Origin of the sequence: Bradyrhizobium acaciae (genome assembly GCF_020889785.1) — a bacterium.
Classification (GTDB): domain Bacteria; phylum Pseudomonadota; class Alphaproteobacteria; order Rhizobiales; family Xanthobacteraceae; genus Bradyrhizobium; species Bradyrhizobium acaciae.
Genome location: NZ_JACMYK010000007.1, coordinates 55851 through 70842, shown reverse-complemented (window position 1 = coordinate 70842; position 14992 = coordinate 55851). Strand labels below are relative to the sequence as shown.

19 protein-coding genes are annotated in these 14992 nt (G+C 59.8%); 4 read left to right on the top strand and 15 right to left on the bottom strand.

Features of this window, described 5'->3' with window-relative positions:
* Positions 1-87: 87 nt before the first annotated feature.
* On the top strand, positions 88-570 hold the full coding sequence (locus tag H8A92_RS05640) for a hypothetical protein (protein WP_229194854.1): 483 nt from the start codon (positions 88-90) through the stop codon (positions 568-570).
* Between the two features lie 398 nt (positions 571-968).
* On the opposite strand, the gene H8A92_RS05635 is transcribed toward H8A92_RS05640, so the two are convergent.
* Positions 969-1175 (bottom strand): hypothetical protein, encoded by a 207-nt coding sequence (locus H8A92_RS05635; protein WP_229194853.1) that lies wholly within the window; start codon positions 1173-1175, stop codon positions 969-971.
* A 556-nt stretch (positions 1176-1731) separates the two neighbouring features.
* On the opposite strand from H8A92_RS05635, the gene H8A92_RS05630 reads away from it, so the two are divergent.
* The gene (locus H8A92_RS05630; protein ID WP_229194852.1) at positions 1732-2280 is read left to right on the top strand and encodes a hypothetical protein; all 549 of its coding nucleotides are present in this window, start codon (positions 1732-1734) and stop codon (positions 2278-2280) included.
* A gap of 126 nt (positions 2281-2406) precedes the next feature.
* On the opposite strand, the gene H8A92_RS05625 is transcribed toward H8A92_RS05630, so the two are convergent.
* The 11 genes from H8A92_RS05625 to H8A92_RS05575 form a co-directional block, all read right to left on the bottom strand.
* Positions 2407-3420 (bottom strand): HNH endonuclease, encoded by a 1014-nt coding sequence (locus tag H8A92_RS05625; protein ID WP_229194851.1) that lies wholly within the window; start codon positions 3418-3420, stop codon positions 2407-2409.
* Positions 3421-3475: 55 nt separating this feature from the next.
* Positions 3476-3634 (bottom strand): hypothetical protein, encoded by a 159-nt coding sequence (locus H8A92_RS05620; protein ID WP_229194850.1) that lies wholly within the window; start codon positions 3632-3634, stop codon positions 3476-3478.
* Between the two features lie 62 nt (positions 3635-3696).
* Positions 3697-3837, bottom strand: a complete 141-nt coding sequence (locus H8A92_RS05615) for a hypothetical protein (RefSeq protein ID WP_229194849.1) — start codon at positions 3835-3837, stop codon at positions 3697-3699.
* A gap of 617 nt (positions 3838-4454) precedes the next feature.
* Entirely contained in the window at positions 4455-4883 is a 429-nt protein-coding gene (locus H8A92_RS05610; RefSeq protein ID WP_229194848.1) for a ubiquitination-like system serine protease family protein, read from the bottom strand.
* On the bottom strand, positions 4880-6061 hold the full coding sequence (locus H8A92_RS05605; RefSeq protein WP_229194847.1) for a ThiF family adenylyltransferase: 1182 nt from the start codon (positions 6059-6061) through the stop codon (positions 4880-4882). Before H8A92_RS05605 ends, H8A92_RS05610 begins: the two co-directional genes overlap by 4 nt.
* The gene (locus H8A92_RS05600) at positions 6036-6500 is read right to left on the bottom strand and encodes a multiubiquitin domain-containing protein (RefSeq protein ID WP_229194846.1); all 465 of its coding nucleotides are present in this window, start codon (positions 6498-6500) and stop codon (positions 6036-6038) included. Before H8A92_RS05600 ends, H8A92_RS05605 begins: the two co-directional genes overlap by 26 nt.
* A 2-nt stretch (positions 6501-6502) precedes the next feature.
* Positions 6503-6715, bottom strand: coding sequence for a hypothetical protein (locus H8A92_RS05595; protein WP_420831293.1), 213 nt, complete (start codon positions 6713-6715; stop codon positions 6503-6505).
* Between the two features lie 104 nt (positions 6716-6819).
* Positions 6820-7539: an ImmA/IrrE family metallo-endopeptidase gene (locus tag H8A92_RS05590; RefSeq protein WP_229194845.1), complete on the bottom strand. Its 720-nt coding sequence runs from the start codon at positions 7537-7539 to the stop codon at positions 6820-6822.
* 1 nt (position 7540) lies between these two features.
* Positions 7541-7876, bottom strand: a complete 336-nt coding sequence (locus H8A92_RS05585; RefSeq protein ID WP_229194844.1) for a helix-turn-helix domain-containing protein — start codon at positions 7874-7876, stop codon at positions 7541-7543.
* A 1131-nt stretch (positions 7877-9007) separates the two neighbouring features.
* Complete coding sequence (locus H8A92_RS05580; protein WP_229194843.1) at positions 9008-10339, bottom strand: tyrosine-type recombinase/integrase; 1332 nt, start codon at positions 10337-10339, stop codon at positions 9008-9010.
* 506 nt (positions 10340-10845) lie between these two features.
* The gene (locus tag H8A92_RS05575) at positions 10846-11142 is read right to left on the bottom strand and encodes a hypothetical protein (protein ID WP_229194842.1); all 297 of its coding nucleotides are present in this window, start codon (positions 11140-11142) and stop codon (positions 10846-10848) included.
* A 180-nt stretch (positions 11143-11322) separates the two neighbouring features.
* Between H8A92_RS05575 and H8A92_RS05570 the strand changes: the two genes are divergently transcribed.
* Entirely contained in the window at positions 11323-11694 is a 372-nt protein-coding gene (locus H8A92_RS05570) for a DUF4118 domain-containing protein (RefSeq protein ID WP_229194841.1), read from the top strand.
* Positions 11695-11762: 68 nt separating this feature from the next.
* Here H8A92_RS05570 and H8A92_RS05565 read toward each other — a convergent pair whose 3' ends face one another.
* A complete protein-coding gene (locus tag H8A92_RS05565; RefSeq protein WP_163155094.1) occupies positions 11763-11903 on the bottom strand; it encodes a hypothetical protein in 141 nt (46 codons plus the stop codon).
* A 180-nt stretch (positions 11904-12083) separates the two neighbouring features.
* On the opposite strand from H8A92_RS05565, the gene H8A92_RS05560 reads away from it, so the two are divergent.
* Complete coding sequence (locus H8A92_RS05560; protein ID WP_229194840.1) at positions 12084-12320, top strand: hypothetical protein; 237 nt, start codon at positions 12084-12086, stop codon at positions 12318-12320.
* Positions 12321-12713: 393 nt separating this feature from the next.
* Here the strand turns inward: H8A92_RS05560 and H8A92_RS05555 are convergent, their stop codons facing one another.
* Together H8A92_RS05555 and H8A92_RS05550 are read right to left on the bottom strand one after the other, a co-directional pair.
* Complete coding sequence (locus H8A92_RS05555; protein ID WP_229194839.1) at positions 12714-13250, bottom strand: hypothetical protein; 537 nt, start codon at positions 13248-13250, stop codon at positions 12714-12716.
* A gap of 52 nt (positions 13251-13302) precedes the next feature.
* The gene (locus H8A92_RS05550) at positions 13303-14850 is read right to left on the bottom strand and encodes an acetolactate synthase large subunit (RefSeq protein ID WP_229194838.1); all 1548 of its coding nucleotides are present in this window, start codon (positions 14848-14850) and stop codon (positions 13303-13305) included.
* Between the last annotated feature and the right edge of the window lie 142 nt (positions 14851-14992).

Here is a 14992-nt window from a genome sequence, read left to right as displayed (position 1 = left end):
TCAATCGAGAGCGACGCAAAGGGTCTGTGCCGGCAATGTACTGCGTATCGCGAGAGCGGTTCGTGCGAGAACAGCCGTCGCGTCTGCTTGGACGACATCGAAGCGCTCGCGATCAAGGGACTGCACCAGCACTTCGCTCAGCCCGCGCTAATTGCCGATTATGTCGATGCCTACAATACCGAGCGCAAGCGGTTGGAAGAAGGAGGCGAACGCCGACCGCGTCAGAACACCGAATGGCGCCTTGGCGAGATCGAGCGGGAGATCAGGCGCGTCATCGATGCGATCACACAGGGCGCGCCGCCTGAGCAACTTATCCCGCGAATGCGTGAGCTGGAGGCCGAGCGCAAAATGCTCGGCGAAAGAGCTCGAGGCTGCAAACGAAGCCGACAGCGTGATTGCCCTGCACCTGAAGGCTCTCGACCGCTACAAGCGTGCTGCGATGGAATTGGCGCAGGAGTTGAAGTGCGGCGCCCCGACCGAGTTCGCAACCATCCGAGAGTCGGTGACGGCAATTGTCGTCCATGCCAGCCCCAGCCGTCCGGGCGGCGCCGGAACCAAAGCCAACGCTGAGGACGACCGCAGTGTGCGGATCGATATCAAGGGACGTCTCGCCACACTCCGCGAAAATCCGACCCTTTTCCCGAACATGGCTCTGTCGGGGGGATCGATGGTAGCGGGAGAGCGCTACCGCCTTTCCCCACACCAGCTATACAATATCTCATCCAATCTTACGCATAGGGCAGTTCGTGGGCCCAGGGTAAGCGCAGTTTTACGCTCATGCAGGGGATGTTGAAAGATCCCCGGCTACGAGACAGGTGAAAGCGGCATTTGTCGGGAAAAAACGCAAGCGAGCGCATCTTCGATGCCGCTGTCGTATGGCACCCGTTCTGCCGGACTTTGCGAAAGCGCGTAGCTACGTGCGCACGAGCATTCAGAGACAGCGGCGTGCCCGTGCCCTGAGATGCCATTCAATGCGCAGTAGGTTTCGGTATCGTACCAAGCACGTTCATGTTTTCATCGCGCACTGTGACCGTGCGTCCGGTCTCTTCAGCGATCTTCTTAGCCGCTCTCATTGCCGCTTCCGGGTCCGAGTATTCAACTACAATGATGCTGCCCTTTCCCGAAAATGCGTCAGGATTCACGACGTTCACCAATAAGGGGGACTTCTGGTTCAAATCCAGGTCTCCTGTGGACCCCTGGCTTCCTGGAGGTGAAGAAGCCAGTGATCGCTTCACGCGAACCGCCCTGCGCGGTTTAGAGGGCGGATACGAGAGTTTGTGTGGAACGGTCAGTTCCGGCTTTCACATACTTAAATCCAGGGGCGCCGAGGCGACATGGCTCGAGCTGGGTCCCGTATTGATCCGGATACGCTCACCGGCAGGCTGAGGGCAATGTCTGACGATGTTGGAGATTGTCCTAAAAGACAGAGGCAGACGGGGTTGGGATTGGCAAGTTCGCGATCAATCCGAGAGAACCTTGCTCGCAGGACGAGAGAAGACCCGACAGGCCGCGAAATACATGGGCGACCGAGCCTTATTTCAACTGCTTGCAGCCAATCCAAAAGACATTGATCTTCAGAAGCCGACATAGGCCACCCTTTCACCTATCTCGAAGGCAAGCGGGTGCTTGGTCTTGCGCTTGGTGAGTTGCGCGGCAACCGCGACCTCCGCGCGGTTCTCGGCATGACCCCCAAGGCCCCGGGCCGTCCGGCTATTACGGGTCGGCAGGGAGATGCCGTATGGGATTTTCTTTCGCTTTCGAGCGCGTCGAAAGTCGAAAGATGAGAACTTCACGAAGTATCCGCACCTGACGCTCGGGATCGTCGCCAGCGCGATCGAGGCGGTGGTAACCGTGCCGAATTCCGTCAACAGCAGGATGCGGCGAAACCTCGTCAATCTCGGGGAGCAGGGGTTTGAAGAGTTGATCCGGGATATCCTCGCCAGAATGAAGCCGCTCCTGCGGCGCCATAAGGCCGCAACGCCGTGGTTCCGTGGTGTCCAGAGGCGCTACCCCTCGCAAAGGGCAGTGCCGTTCATTGATGCGAGGATCGATTTCGATCTCCGCACGGCGTTAGCATCCGGCGGACCGCCCAAGGTGCAGCCGCGCTGGCTGTCGGCAGCCTACGGGGCCTTTGCCGACAAGAAAGGCACGAACTATCAAATCCAGATGGGCGTCATATTCCGCTACGACCGCTGCCCGGAGCTTCGACAAGAAGATGCCATCGACCTCATCGCGGCATCCTGGCTTGCCTGCAAACCGCTCGTCGACTTGACACGATAACCCATCTGCTGAGCAGCGCGAAGGATCGTTACCCGTAGGGCGGAGACCTCGCGGCTCCACGCCGCGCAACCGGAGGTGTAGAGCCTGACCGGCGCAGCCGGGCGCCCCAACAGAAAGAGGTCAGTTCTAGGCGCGTTTGCGAGGTTTCTGTTGTTCGCGGATCAAGGCCTTGAGTTCCGCAAGCGTAAGCGGGACGGCGCGCCTGTGAACCATGCGATGACAATTGGCGCACAGGACATCCACATCAGCGACGGTCTTTAACCGAACCTTGTCGTCCGCCATCTGCCGCTTGTGATGGACTTCGATAAATTCCTCGCCGATATCGCCGTAGAATTCCGCGAAGTTGAAGCCGCATGCAAGGCAACTGGTGCCGTAGTGGATTTTCGCGGCTTTCACCAGCTTTGGATTGCGCGCAAAATATCTCGTTTCGCGCGAGGCTCGCTGCCCTTCCTGAAACTCGCTCTGGTCGATGTCGTCAGAGCCACGAACCAACTCATCATTTCGGAGTAGCTCGAAGCTCTTCAGAAACCGCTCATAGTTCGGGTTATCGGCCGGATAAAACACGCAGCGCTGTCCGATGAAGCCCTTATCAGTGGTCCTAGTCTTTCGGGGCACGACGAGGTCGCGCGCCGTTCCGGGTATCAGATGAGCGTCCTTCGATGAGGCCTCGAAATAATACTCCCAATTTCCGCGGATCGAGCCCTTTTTCGGCTTCTGGAGCTTATGATACACGGTCGCATTCTCGTACCAGCCGACCACGCGCAACTTCCTGCTTCGTTCATCGACAGCGCAAAAGATGATGGTCACTCCAGAGACAGCGTCATTGGACTCCCTCGCTCCCAATTTGCGCAGGTCGAAGTTCTGTCCGCGGTTCTCAACGAAGCCACGTACCGCCCCGTTCTCATCGGCAAAATTCAGTCGCTCGAGTGCGAGATCGTGAGCGGCGGGATACTTCATATTGCCTGCAAAAATGGGCTCGTCTTTCGATTTGTACTCTTCAGCCCAGACAAGCCTGCACAGCATCAATTTTTGAGTCATAAGCGCCAATGCCCATAAGAAAATAGCTGAACGCCGCGGCGGCATCGCGAACCGCGAGAGGCGAGCGAAAATCCCGTTCTGGTAGCAGAACAGAGAAGGCACCTACCGTCAATCCGTCCCCGTGGCGTTTACCGAGCTAGGCACGCAATTGGCGTGGCTATCCGTCTGGATAGTCATCAAGCTCCATCCGCGGTTCGAAGCGGTAGTGTCGGATTCGTGCCTTCCGATAATTCATCGACTCGCCGTCCAGGATAATGAACTTGAAGCGTCCCCCGATCAGCATCTGCATGACGGGACCAAGTGCATCGGCGGCCATGGTGAATCCCCAATACGCCCGCGTCACGCAGATCGATATAGCCCATGCCGAGCGGCCTTTGTTCATGCTCCTTTGAAGGCTACGAGCTGCGCATGTGGCATGAAGGTGAGCTCGGAACTTTCTGCTTTGCTTTTGAGCTTGCTGGGAAGCAGCAGTTTCGAGCGCAGAACCAGATGGCGGTGGTCGCTATAGGCGCTGGTCATCGTAACGAGGATCGTTCAAGCCAAAACTGTAGCTCCAGTCCCAATTCTCGATCTGAAGGATATAGCAGGACACGGCATCTGCCGGCCTGACGCTGGCTTCTGCTTTGCGCATGGTAGTGGCTCCGGTTGATCGCGTTCATCATAGCGTCCCCGTCATTCATCGGCACAGAACGCCCCCGCCGATCTCTCGGCAGGGGCGCCTCACTTGTATTGGTATCCATCTGGTTTTAGCCGCTATACCCTTCCATCCTGCGCGAACCGCTTCGTCCGCGTCGGAGTTTCTTGGAAGGACGCTTCGGTGTCCTCACCATTTTGGCCTTGGCTTCGAGCAGCTCGGCGATGACGGTATCGGGTATCGACGCGCGCCGTGGAGAGAGATTGCGCGAGCGTGTCCTCTCCAATTCCCTCCAGGGTTACCTTGTGGGCGAAGTAGCCCCCCTGTTGGGGCGAGTACAGAGTCATAGGCTCCCGAACATTGTAGTTCGTGAATTTGACAGGATATTCGCGCGGATTTGCCCCCGACCGCAACTCAGAGCTGAAGCCGATCTGCGCGCCTCCCCCGGAGCGTGTGGCGCTGCGGAATCCGGCAATTCCTGACGGTCGCGATCCTAAGGGAATTAGAACCAACTCGTAAGCGCCTGCCACAGGTCTTTGAGTGCGTCCCAACGGCGTCCCCAAAATCCACGTTCACTCCTGTAACGCTCCGCATGCGCCTGTTGCCGCATGCGCTGGTCACTTGCGCGGTTCGCTGCGATCTGAGCAGGGGTAAAGCCAAGCGCCCAATCGATACGGTTGTCCCTGATCCAGTAGTGAGATTGGCAGCCCGCACTCCAATTGCCGATTGACGGATAGATGCTTACGGAGTCGCCTTGCGTCTCCAATCGCCAGCGTCGCGGCTTAAGCGGCGTCACAATCTTGGTACCGCACCCGCAACAGCAGTTATGAGCAGCGGTCGCGTATTTCTGCGAGATGTAAACAACACCATTGTCGAGGAGTTTGGGTATCCGATCGACAAATACGGGGCGGATGGAGTCGATCTTATTCATAGAGTATCGCTCTTAGCGAGCAGGGTGTTTGCAATTGTATATGACACAAACCGCTCTTTACCCAAGTCAAAGTAAAAGCCGCGCAGCTTCTTCCATGCGATCACGGCGAGACAAGCATTGAGTGCGTTGAGATCCGCAACCTGGATGTTCTTATCGTATTCGTTGTTTACATCGTCGGTCGCAAAAGGGATGCGTGCACGAGCGCTTTCGCGGGCATCTGGAAGGCTTATGACGCTGCGTAGCATACCGCCAAGGGAATTGCGCTTGGCGTACAAGCCCATTCCGACGTCAGCGAACGGTATTCCGAGCGCTTCAAGCTTGTCGACGATTGCGCGCTTGGCAGCTCCCCCTTCCATGCAGAGAAAGACGAACGACATGCCGCTCAACTCGTCGAGGTTCGTCGCATCAATATGGAAGGGATGCGGGACGATTCCACGATGCATATGGGCATAGATTGACGCGAAATACTCCACTTTGAGCGGCTGCTCCCGTAATTCCTCAATTGCCGGGGCGCCAGGCGCGCGGAAAGCGTTGTGTGTCAAGAAACGGTCGGCATCAAAAATGTGGACCTTCTTGACGGGCGTCTTGGCCACCATGTCGAGCACGTAAGAGCCGGTCCCGCCAATCCCCACAATCGCGATCGCATCATCGGCGAGCCTTGCGGTGATGGTGTTAATTTCCGCGCGCGCCGACGCCGTATCGAGGTAATTGAAAGGTGAGTTGTCGTCTTCAGGCTCAATGACCCTGTGGGTTTTAGCTGTAGCCAAAGGGTCGACGACAGCGACGTGCTTGCCGAGAAGCGCGATATAGGCCGTCATCTTTTCATAGTAATTTTCGTAATGCCCACAGGCGGGCTTTCGCGAGAAGGAATGCTGGGCGACAAACCCGCTCCCAAGGTCGAACGAGCCGCTAGCATGCTGCAAGACAGTCAACGTGTTCCCCTGGCTATCGCAGGGATATTCACCGATGAATTTGGCGGTGTGATCCTGCGGCTGCGCGGTGATATCGCCCGCAAGATCCAGGTTTGACGCGAGCGCGCCGATCGCGATCTCGCGCTTGCTGTCGACGTAGGGCACGTCTTGAACAACCAGGTTGCCGGCGTTCGTTACCAGAACATTGTAGCCCTCCTTGCGCAGCCGCTGGAGGTCAGGGCTACGATCGATTGGTATGATCGACATCGAAGATGGTACCGTGTTTCTTGACCGTGACAGACCCTCCCTGCGGGAGGTCGCCGTGATGCGGAATGCTCTTGGCGTGTTCAAAGCTCACCGTGAATTCCGGGTCTGTGCCGGTCGGGAGAACTGGAAACGCGATCTTGACGAGTTCGTCAAACGTCAAAACGTCATGATCGACGACCACGGGATCGGTGTTGACGATGATGACGTAGTGCTTCTCGGGAGCGTCGCCGCTATGGAAGTGCTCGTCTTCGGTCAGCTCGATCTTCGGGCTATCAATCCGCACGAGTTTGTCTTCGTGATCGCCCTGAACCTCCTTGTAGAGCACCTTCCCGTCCGGGACATGCCCGAGCTCGTAAAGATCGGCACCCGATGTCGGGTTCGGCGAGTGCAGCAGCTTCTGATCGATGTGGATACGCACTTCGTGCTGGTGGTCCGACATATTCAGTCTCCCTTGAGAATCTTGGAAAGCGAAGCGCCCATGCGATCGCGCAGCGTGTCGAGTCGCATGTCGCTGCGAACGCTGGGCGCAAAGTCATCCCCGTAAGTCTTGCGCAGTGTTCCAACCAAGGTATCGCCGCGCTTCCGACGAATCTCGCCATCTCGGTCGCGACAACGGTTATCAAGGCCGGTTTTGCAGTGCTTCGACATCGACATTCCCTTTCTCAGCTCAGCAGCATATCCGCCGATCTGCTAAAGAGCGTACTACAAAACCTCAGCGACTACAACCCAGGGCATTCCCGGGCCCCGGTGCCTGTGGATTAGAAGTTGAAAAGTGAGGGCCCGGCCCCAGTCGGACCGATAATTCCGAGTTTGATCAGGCGGATGCGGGCGGCGTCGCCGGAAACCTCGAACCCGCTCTTCACAATTTCGATCAGATCCTGTCCGTGCGGATCGCGTTCACCGACGACTCCGAATAGTCCGTGCCGCTCCATGTACGACCTGATGAGCCGCCGAAGCGCCGATGCCGGCATCAGGAACGCACCGCACGCATATCCCGCCTGCCACTCCATCCAATCCGTCTGCACCGCATCGAGCATGGTATCGCGGTAGCAGATTTGCATGTTGGCGGTAGGTTTGCGTTTCAGCAAATCGGCGCTGGGAGGCTCCATATCCCAGAGAATGGCATGAAACCGGACATGCCCGTACTCATGGGCCAAGGTCGTACGAAGGCGATTTTGCCGACGTTCGTCCTCCGCAAGACGAGCCGAAATCTTGACCTGCGGCTTACGGCCGGGCTGAAAGAGGGTCAGACCCTCGACATTGGGACCGTACTCCGAAAGATCGGCGAATTGATCGAGGGATTCTGTATCGCGCTCGATCAGAACCGTTAATTCGTCCGTTGAAATGGGATAGCTGACTTCCCCACGACGCTCCTTCAGAAAGCTGGCAACGATGCTCTCGCACTCCCGATCAAGCTCCTGCGGCTTGAAGTGCGGGCGCTGCGAAAATCTGCCAGTCTTGTCCGGAACGTATCGCACCCTATCGCCGCGTCCTTCCTTTCGGCGGCCCACCTCGGAAAGCAAGCATCGCGTCGGTCACTTCTTTTTCTGTGAGGTTGCGGACTCGTACATCCTCAGGAAATCGTCCTGCTAAATAGTAGAGCCAATCGCGATTGATACCGAGCACGTCGGCGAATTGTTGCACCATGCGATCAGAAGATGGGCTGCGGCGATCGTGTTCAATGTCATTCAGGTATTGCGGTGAGATGGGCTCCTCATCTTCACGCAAAATCCGCGATGCCAGATCCTTTAAGCTCCAGCTCTTTGCCTTCCGGGCCTCGGCGATGGCCCCGCCGAAAGTCTTCTCAGTCGCCATAACACTCCCTTGCATGCGTCGATGCTCTTAAGACGCTAATACGCGGATTAGCGTAGCCCCCTTGGCGATTCAGGTCAATTCTCTCGTACCTGTCTGAGTGTGCTGTTGGTTGCGGGAGCCGGATTTGAACCAGCGACCTCAAGGTTATGAGCCTGACGAAGCGCTCATACGACGCGACAACACCAAGGAGCTTCCAATGTTGCCGTCGACTTTCACCATCGCGAAATTGAGCGCTCGGATTGCTTGGCCTGACAGCGAGATACTGTAATTGCATCTTGCTTCTGGGCCGACCTCGGTTGCTCGGCCGAAGATGCCGAAGCTTGCGCTGCAATTCTCGATTTACATACTTGGCGATTGGCTCATGATCGTGGATCTCGGTGCCGTTCGGATCGCAAAGAATGCATTCATGCGCGACTGACTGCACGGGCGGATCGGTTGGCCAGCGCGTCGGAAGCATCGGTCTCTCAACGGTGGAAGACCGTGAGGATAAGCAGCGGCTGAGCCGATTAACCCGCGACGTTAGTTCGCCCGCGTTCGCCAATGCTTATGGCGGATATTCGACTATTTTTGTCAAACGGATCTAAGCCATTGACATCACTGGCGCTCCCGAGGGGAATCGACCCCCCTGTTTCAGCCTTGAGAGGGCGGAAAGTCTGATCCGCCAGATTAATCGGAAAGCAAGATACAGGACTAACAGACCAATCGTCCTATTTGCGCGCCACAGCCACTCCGCCGCCGCACCTGCGCGTTAAATCCCTTCCTCGCGAGAAGCCCGAATCATAGTTGATCGAAGACTGTTCGGAGCTCGGGGTTGAGGCATGAGCGGGAACGACAAAGAGCTTCACGCTCTTGCGTTTGGGTCGTCAGATAAACCGAAAATACCGCCCTCGGCGAAGCGCCCGCGCAAAAACCGTGGGGTGCCGTCCCCTGCAACTTTCGATATCGATACCCTTCCGGGCAGCTCCAATCTCACCGCCCTGGAGGTGGCAGCAATCATCCGGCGCACCCCCGGAGCGCTGGAGCAGTGGCGGCGGGAACCGAACCACCCGCTGAAATGGCGCTACGTCGACGGGCGCCCCCTCTATCGGGTCGATGCCGTGCGGGACTATCTAGCCAAATGCAATAAGGCCGCTAGGGGTTCTCAGCCGCATAGTGTTCCCGGAGACGGCCGAGCAGCTCGGCCTTGATCGGATCGAGCGGATTCGTTCGCTGCAGGCGCACGACCTTGCCAACCCGTATCGCGCCGACCAGCTCCGCGATGTAATCATGAGCCGCTTCGAATGCCATCTTGCGGATGATCCACTGTTCGTCGTGATTGTAGACTTGATCGATTCCGCCAGGCTTTTGCCCGACACACAGCCGCTGGATCTCATTGTCGTAGCCGCAGCGGGACATGATGGTACGCAGACTCCGTCTCAAGTCATGCATGGTGAATTTTGTGACACCCGCCTCCTTGACTAGGCGGTTGACCATCTTGGTGAAGCCCGACATTTGGCCACCGGTCTTTGGTGACGGGAAGACGTAGTCGGACGTGGCGCGCCGAAAATGTTTCGCGGCCGCGAGCACCTCATCAAGGAGATCAGTACGCGGTACATCGTGGTGGAGGCCCATCTTGGTCCAGGCCGCGTCGAAGGTGACGCGGTCCTCCATGACGTGCTTCGACCACTCGATCATGGTTGGCTCGCTCCGGCGCGGACCACCGAGCAGGCACGTCCTTGTCAGAAGCCCGAAAGTCCCCAGCTTGCCGGATGCATGCCAGACCTTGATGATTTCTTCGTCGGTCAGGGCACGGCCCTTCGTTCGGCGTCCGACCCTTTGCGCACGGGTTTCCTTAGGCTCGCGATAACCGGCAAGCACATTGTGGTCGACATAGCCCTCCCCAACGCACCATTCGAGGAACGTGTGGGTGTGTTTGCGCAGGTCCTTGGCCGCGCCACGCTTACCGGTCTTGGTAACCTTGTCGACCGCTGCCATGATTTGCCGTCGCGTCAGGTCTCCGACGCCACTATCGGCGTGCTCCTTGAGCCCGCGCCGCAGCGCCGACATTGCCGGCTTCCAGTTGACGACCTGGCGTCCCGTCAATGACGTCTGGTAGGGACCATCTTCAACGATGAGGTCAGCCAGTACCGTGCGCTGCTTTTCAGCCGCCTGTTGCCGCCTCGCCTCACGTTTCGCGTCGTTCGGGTCCATGCCCTTGAACACCTCGCCCGCGGCAATGGTGGCGGCCTTGCGCGCGGCCTTCTCGTTGTACTTGGGCCATGGGCCGAGGGTCTTGCGCTGGGTTCCTCTCACCCCCGGCTTGGTGAAGAGGTAGACCCAGGTCCGGCCGCCGGTGACGCGCATGCGCAGGGCGAGGCCGGGCAGCTTGTCGTCGTGGAGATAATGCTGTGCTTTGCCCGGCGGCACCGTGGCGCTACGAATTACTGCATCGGTGAGTGTCAGCTGGTTGCTAGGCTCCGGCATGGCCCCTGCGCTCCTATCACGGTGTGCCCCCAAGACGCCCGGATCATCCAAGCGACGGGAAGCTTGCGTTGACTTTCCTTCGCTTTTCCGCCCCGGGGCACACCGGCGAGGAAGAACGGTCCCTTGAAGGACAGCGGGAGCACAGATCCCTCCCCGATTTGTGTGCCCCAAGGGAAAATCTGCGGCGGGCACAACGGGGGCACACAAAATGCAGTATGGCCGCTTATGGCCCATTGAGGTCAAAACGAACATAAGCTGATGTAATAGAATGAATTATTTCGACAACACTATGGCTGCGTGCGGTCTGCTTGGATCTACGGATTGTGGTTCACACGGGAGAGGTCCAAGGTTCGATCCCTTGTGCGTCCACCATTCCCCTCTCTGAACTGCCCGGTGCGGACGATTGTGGATATCCTGGCGTCCTTCGGGACCGCCTCATCGAAAATATCGAAAACAACCCCATGCAAAGTAGCCGACGCGCGTGCGACCGCGGCCACCATTCCGGCTCATTGCCGGCGGCAGTGGGGGGTGGACGACGGGTTGGCGGTGCGTCGGCTGAGCTCGCCGAGCAGGTCGCGGACGGCGCCGTCGAGTTCGTCGGATGGCGGGGTGGCTTGATCGGCGGGTTGGGTGCCGGTCGGCCGATACCAGCCGCGGGCAGACAGGTCGTCATTCGCGGCCCGAAGCCGCGGCGCGTAAACACGCGGCGATCGCCGCCTGCGGCGGGAGATCAGCTCCCGTACGCCATACCCGGCTGCGAACCCGATCCCGGTGACGAGAACGACAATCAGAATTTCCAGCATTGTGTTGTCCCACAATCACCCTGCTGCGATGCAATAAGCGCGACAATGCGGCGGCGGCTTGACCGGGACGGTTCCTTTTCACTGTATCGCACACAACCCTGCCCCCACGGAGTCCTACGGGGTTTTGTTTACAGGCCTCCTCGGCTACCTTCCGGAACTCGCGGAGGCTGGGACGTCTCGATGCGCAAGGGCAATGACTACATTCTGAAGCTGCGACCTTGGTCGCTGTCGACGTTCGTCGTCGCCCTGCTTGCCGTGGTGCTGGCCACGGCGACGCAGGAGATGTTCGCGAGCTTCGGCATGCAGTTCTATTTCGCGGGCTTCGTGCCGGCGATCCTGATCGCCGGCCTGGTGGGCGGCGCCCCGGCCGGCGCCTTCGCGACGATCATCACCGTTCCGATCGTGTGGTGGGTGTTCATGCCCCCCTATTTCGAGTTCGCCTGGCCAACTGCCGACGATTACGACAGCATCGCGATGTTCCTGCTGTCGAGCGCGCTCCTGGTTTGCTTCTCGCAGCTCTATCGGGAAGCGCTGGCCATTCTGCGGAAGTAGCCGGCCGCCGCGGGTCGCGGTTGCGCGCCGGCGGTGGCTAGCCGGTTGCTGGCGCGGATCGGTCGCCCTCAGATCCCGAACATCCAGACCGCGACGATGGTGGCCAGGGTCGCCACGCCGCTGACCGTCCAGCCCACCGCGTAGAATGTGTTCTCCGGGGCGGTGTCGAGCACCGTGTTGGTGGTATCCGTCACTGATCGCCAACGCATGGCGTCTCTCCTCGGAACTCCTGCCCAGCGACATAACGCGGCTCGCGGTTCCCGGTTCCGGCCACGTCTCATCGGTTGCGCCGTTCACGCCCAACTCACGGACTGCTGATCGGCGCCGCGGAACCTGCGACATTCTGTCCCGTTGAGGGGCGCTGGAAATCAACTTGGGAGAACCATCCGATGCGAACACTGATCCTCGCCGCCACCGCCCTTGCCTTTGTCTCGTCCGCCGCACTCGCGCAGGACAAGGCAGGCGGCAGCTCGGCCCCCGCAGCGCAAAGCGGTGACACGGCGACCAAGGGCGAGGCAACCAAGATGGCGCCGAAGAAGGCGAAGAAGTCCGCCAGGAAATCGAGCGCCAAGGGAAGCGCCAAGGCAGGCGCTGCTGCAACCGGCGACGACGCGGCCAAGCAATAAACAGAAACAATCGCGCTTGGTGACCACGGACTCGGTGATCACAGACTCGGCGATCACAGACTTGACGATCACGAAAAAGGCCGCCCGAAGGCGGCCTTTTTATTGGCTCGTTGTTGGCTCGGTGCGGATGCTGCCTCCGCCCGTCACGTCGCGATCAGCTGCGCCGATCGCTTGAGGCCGTGAGACGTGAGGCAGCGAATTGAAGTGCGGGAGAGGGAGCGAAAGAGGCGCAGAGCCGATAGTCCGCACCGCCATCGGATCGTTCTGAAAATTGACCACCAGCTCCAGTAATTGCTCCACCTCCCGCGCTTTCTTTTCTGCCGTGCATGCAGGGGCCGCGCATGATCCAAACGGGCTATCACTGCAATGCGCGGAAAGATTCATCGATAAGGCTTAACGCTGCGCGCCATCGTCGCGCCTGTCCGCAAGCCCGCTCTCTCGAATCCGCTCCGCAAACCAGAGCGAGTTGGCGGTATCGACGGCTCCACCGGCATAGACCTCGGAAGAGCTCACCCCGTTCGCTCCGACAATGAGCAGAACGCCCATCGCATAGGCAAACCACACATTCGGATCGGTCAGCGCCTGCAGCTTGCGCTGGTCGTGGTCGAGCGGCTGGTGATTGCTGTCCTTGCGCAGCTCGATGGCGAGCAGATTGTTCGGGATGTCGCGCTGATGCACGACGATATCGGGATAGATCGACTTGCCGAGATGGTCATCGGTCGAACTTCCCGAGCCGCGCGGCAGCCGCAGCGTGCGCTCGCCGAGCCGATCGTAGTTGCAGTCAACCTGCCAGCCGGGGAACTGCCGCTCGACATAGACCGCCAGCCGGTGAGTAAGCGTTCGCTCGCCGAGATCGCGCTCCAACAGGAACGTCTCCTGCGCATAGAATTCCTCGACGGCGGCGATCACCTTGTTCAGCTCGGTCTGCATTGGCGCCTCCGACTTGAACTGGACCGCCGCCGCGGCCTTCAAAATTGCGATCCTACATCTGCACTTCGATCAGCCGCGGGCCCGGCTCGGCGACGGCATTCGCCAGCGCCTTGTTGAACTCATCCGCCGATGTGACAGCCACCGCCGGCACACCCATGCCCTTCGCGAGCGCGACGAAGTCGAGCGTCGGCCGATCGATCTTCAGCATGTCCTGCGCGCGCTTGCCCGGCTCGCCGGCGCCGACGCCGTCGAACTCGCCGCGCAGGATCTGGTAGATGCGGTTGGCGAACACGATGGTCACGACATTGAGCCCTTCGCGCGCCTGCGTCCATAGCGACTGGATCGTGTACATCGCGCTGCCGTCGCCGACCATGCAGATCACCTTGCGGTCCGGACAGGCGATCGCGGCGCCGGTTGCGACCGGCGTCGAGAAGCCGATCGAGCCGCCCATGTTCTGCAACCAGTCATGCGGCGCAGCGCCCGCGGTCGGCGGAAAGAAGCCACGCCCGGTGGTGACCGATTCATCCACCATGATGGCGTTCTCGGGGATCGCGCACGCAATCGCCTGCGCGATCGTGGCGTGGTTGAGCGCGCCGGTCGGCTTCACCAGTTCCGGGTGCTGCTGCGGCTTGACGTCCTGCGCCGTGGCATGCAGCGCATTGGCGAGCGCCTCGAGCGCTGCGACCGAATTCTCGCCCCAGGCGGTCATGCGGTGCACCTCGCAGCCTTCCGCCTTCAGCATGCTCGGCTTGTTCGGATAGGCGAAGAACGCCACCGGATCGTTGGCTTCGACCAGCACGATGTGACGGAAATTCTTCAGGATCGGCAGCGCCTGCTCGATCACATAGGGAATCCGGTTGACCGAGAAACGGCCGCGGCCGCGCGCCATCCGTGGGTGATAGGTCTGGCCCATCACGGTGCAGCCGGTCTTGCCGGCGATGCGCTCGGCGAGCGCCAGCCCGTGCTCGGTCAGCGCACTGCCGGTGACCAGCAGCAGGGTATGCGCGGCGTCGCCGTGCAGGATTTTCGCCGCGGTGTCGACCGCCTGCGGCGAGTAGCTCGGGCGCTGCGCGTCCACCGGCACTTCAGCGATACCGTCGGCCTCGTTCCAGGCGGTGTCGGCCGGCAGGATCAGGGTTGCGATCTGCGGCGGCGCGCTCTTGGCCGCGGCGATCGCGGCGGCGCCGTCGGCCGCAACCGACTTGGCATCCGGCGAGGTGCGCACCCAGGACGACATCGGCCGCGCCAGACCCTCGATGTCGGAGGTCAACGGCGCGTTGTAGCCGATGTGGTAGGTGGCGTGCTGGCCGACGATGTTGACGATGCCGGAATGCGCCTTCTTGGCGTTGTGCAGATTGGCAAGGCCGTTGGCGAGACCTGGCCCGAGATGCAGCAGCGTCGAGGCCGGCGTTCCCTTCATGCGGAAATAACCGTCGGCCGCACCGGTGACGATGCCCTCGAACAGGCCGAGCACGCAGCGCATGCCCGGGACCTTGTCCAGTGCCGCGACGAAATGCATCTCCGAGGTGCCCGGATTGGTGAAACAGACATCCACGCCGCCCGCGACCAATGTCCGCACCAGACTTTCCGCACCGTTCATGAACTCGCTCCCATTTCGAGATGTTCTTGAGGTCGCTCCAGACCATGATCTGATCCAGTTGAATCAGATCATGCCCTTATCCTTTTGTTTGGTCGCGTTTTCTTTACGCGAACCGGTACCCACTTCGCTTGAAAACGCTCCA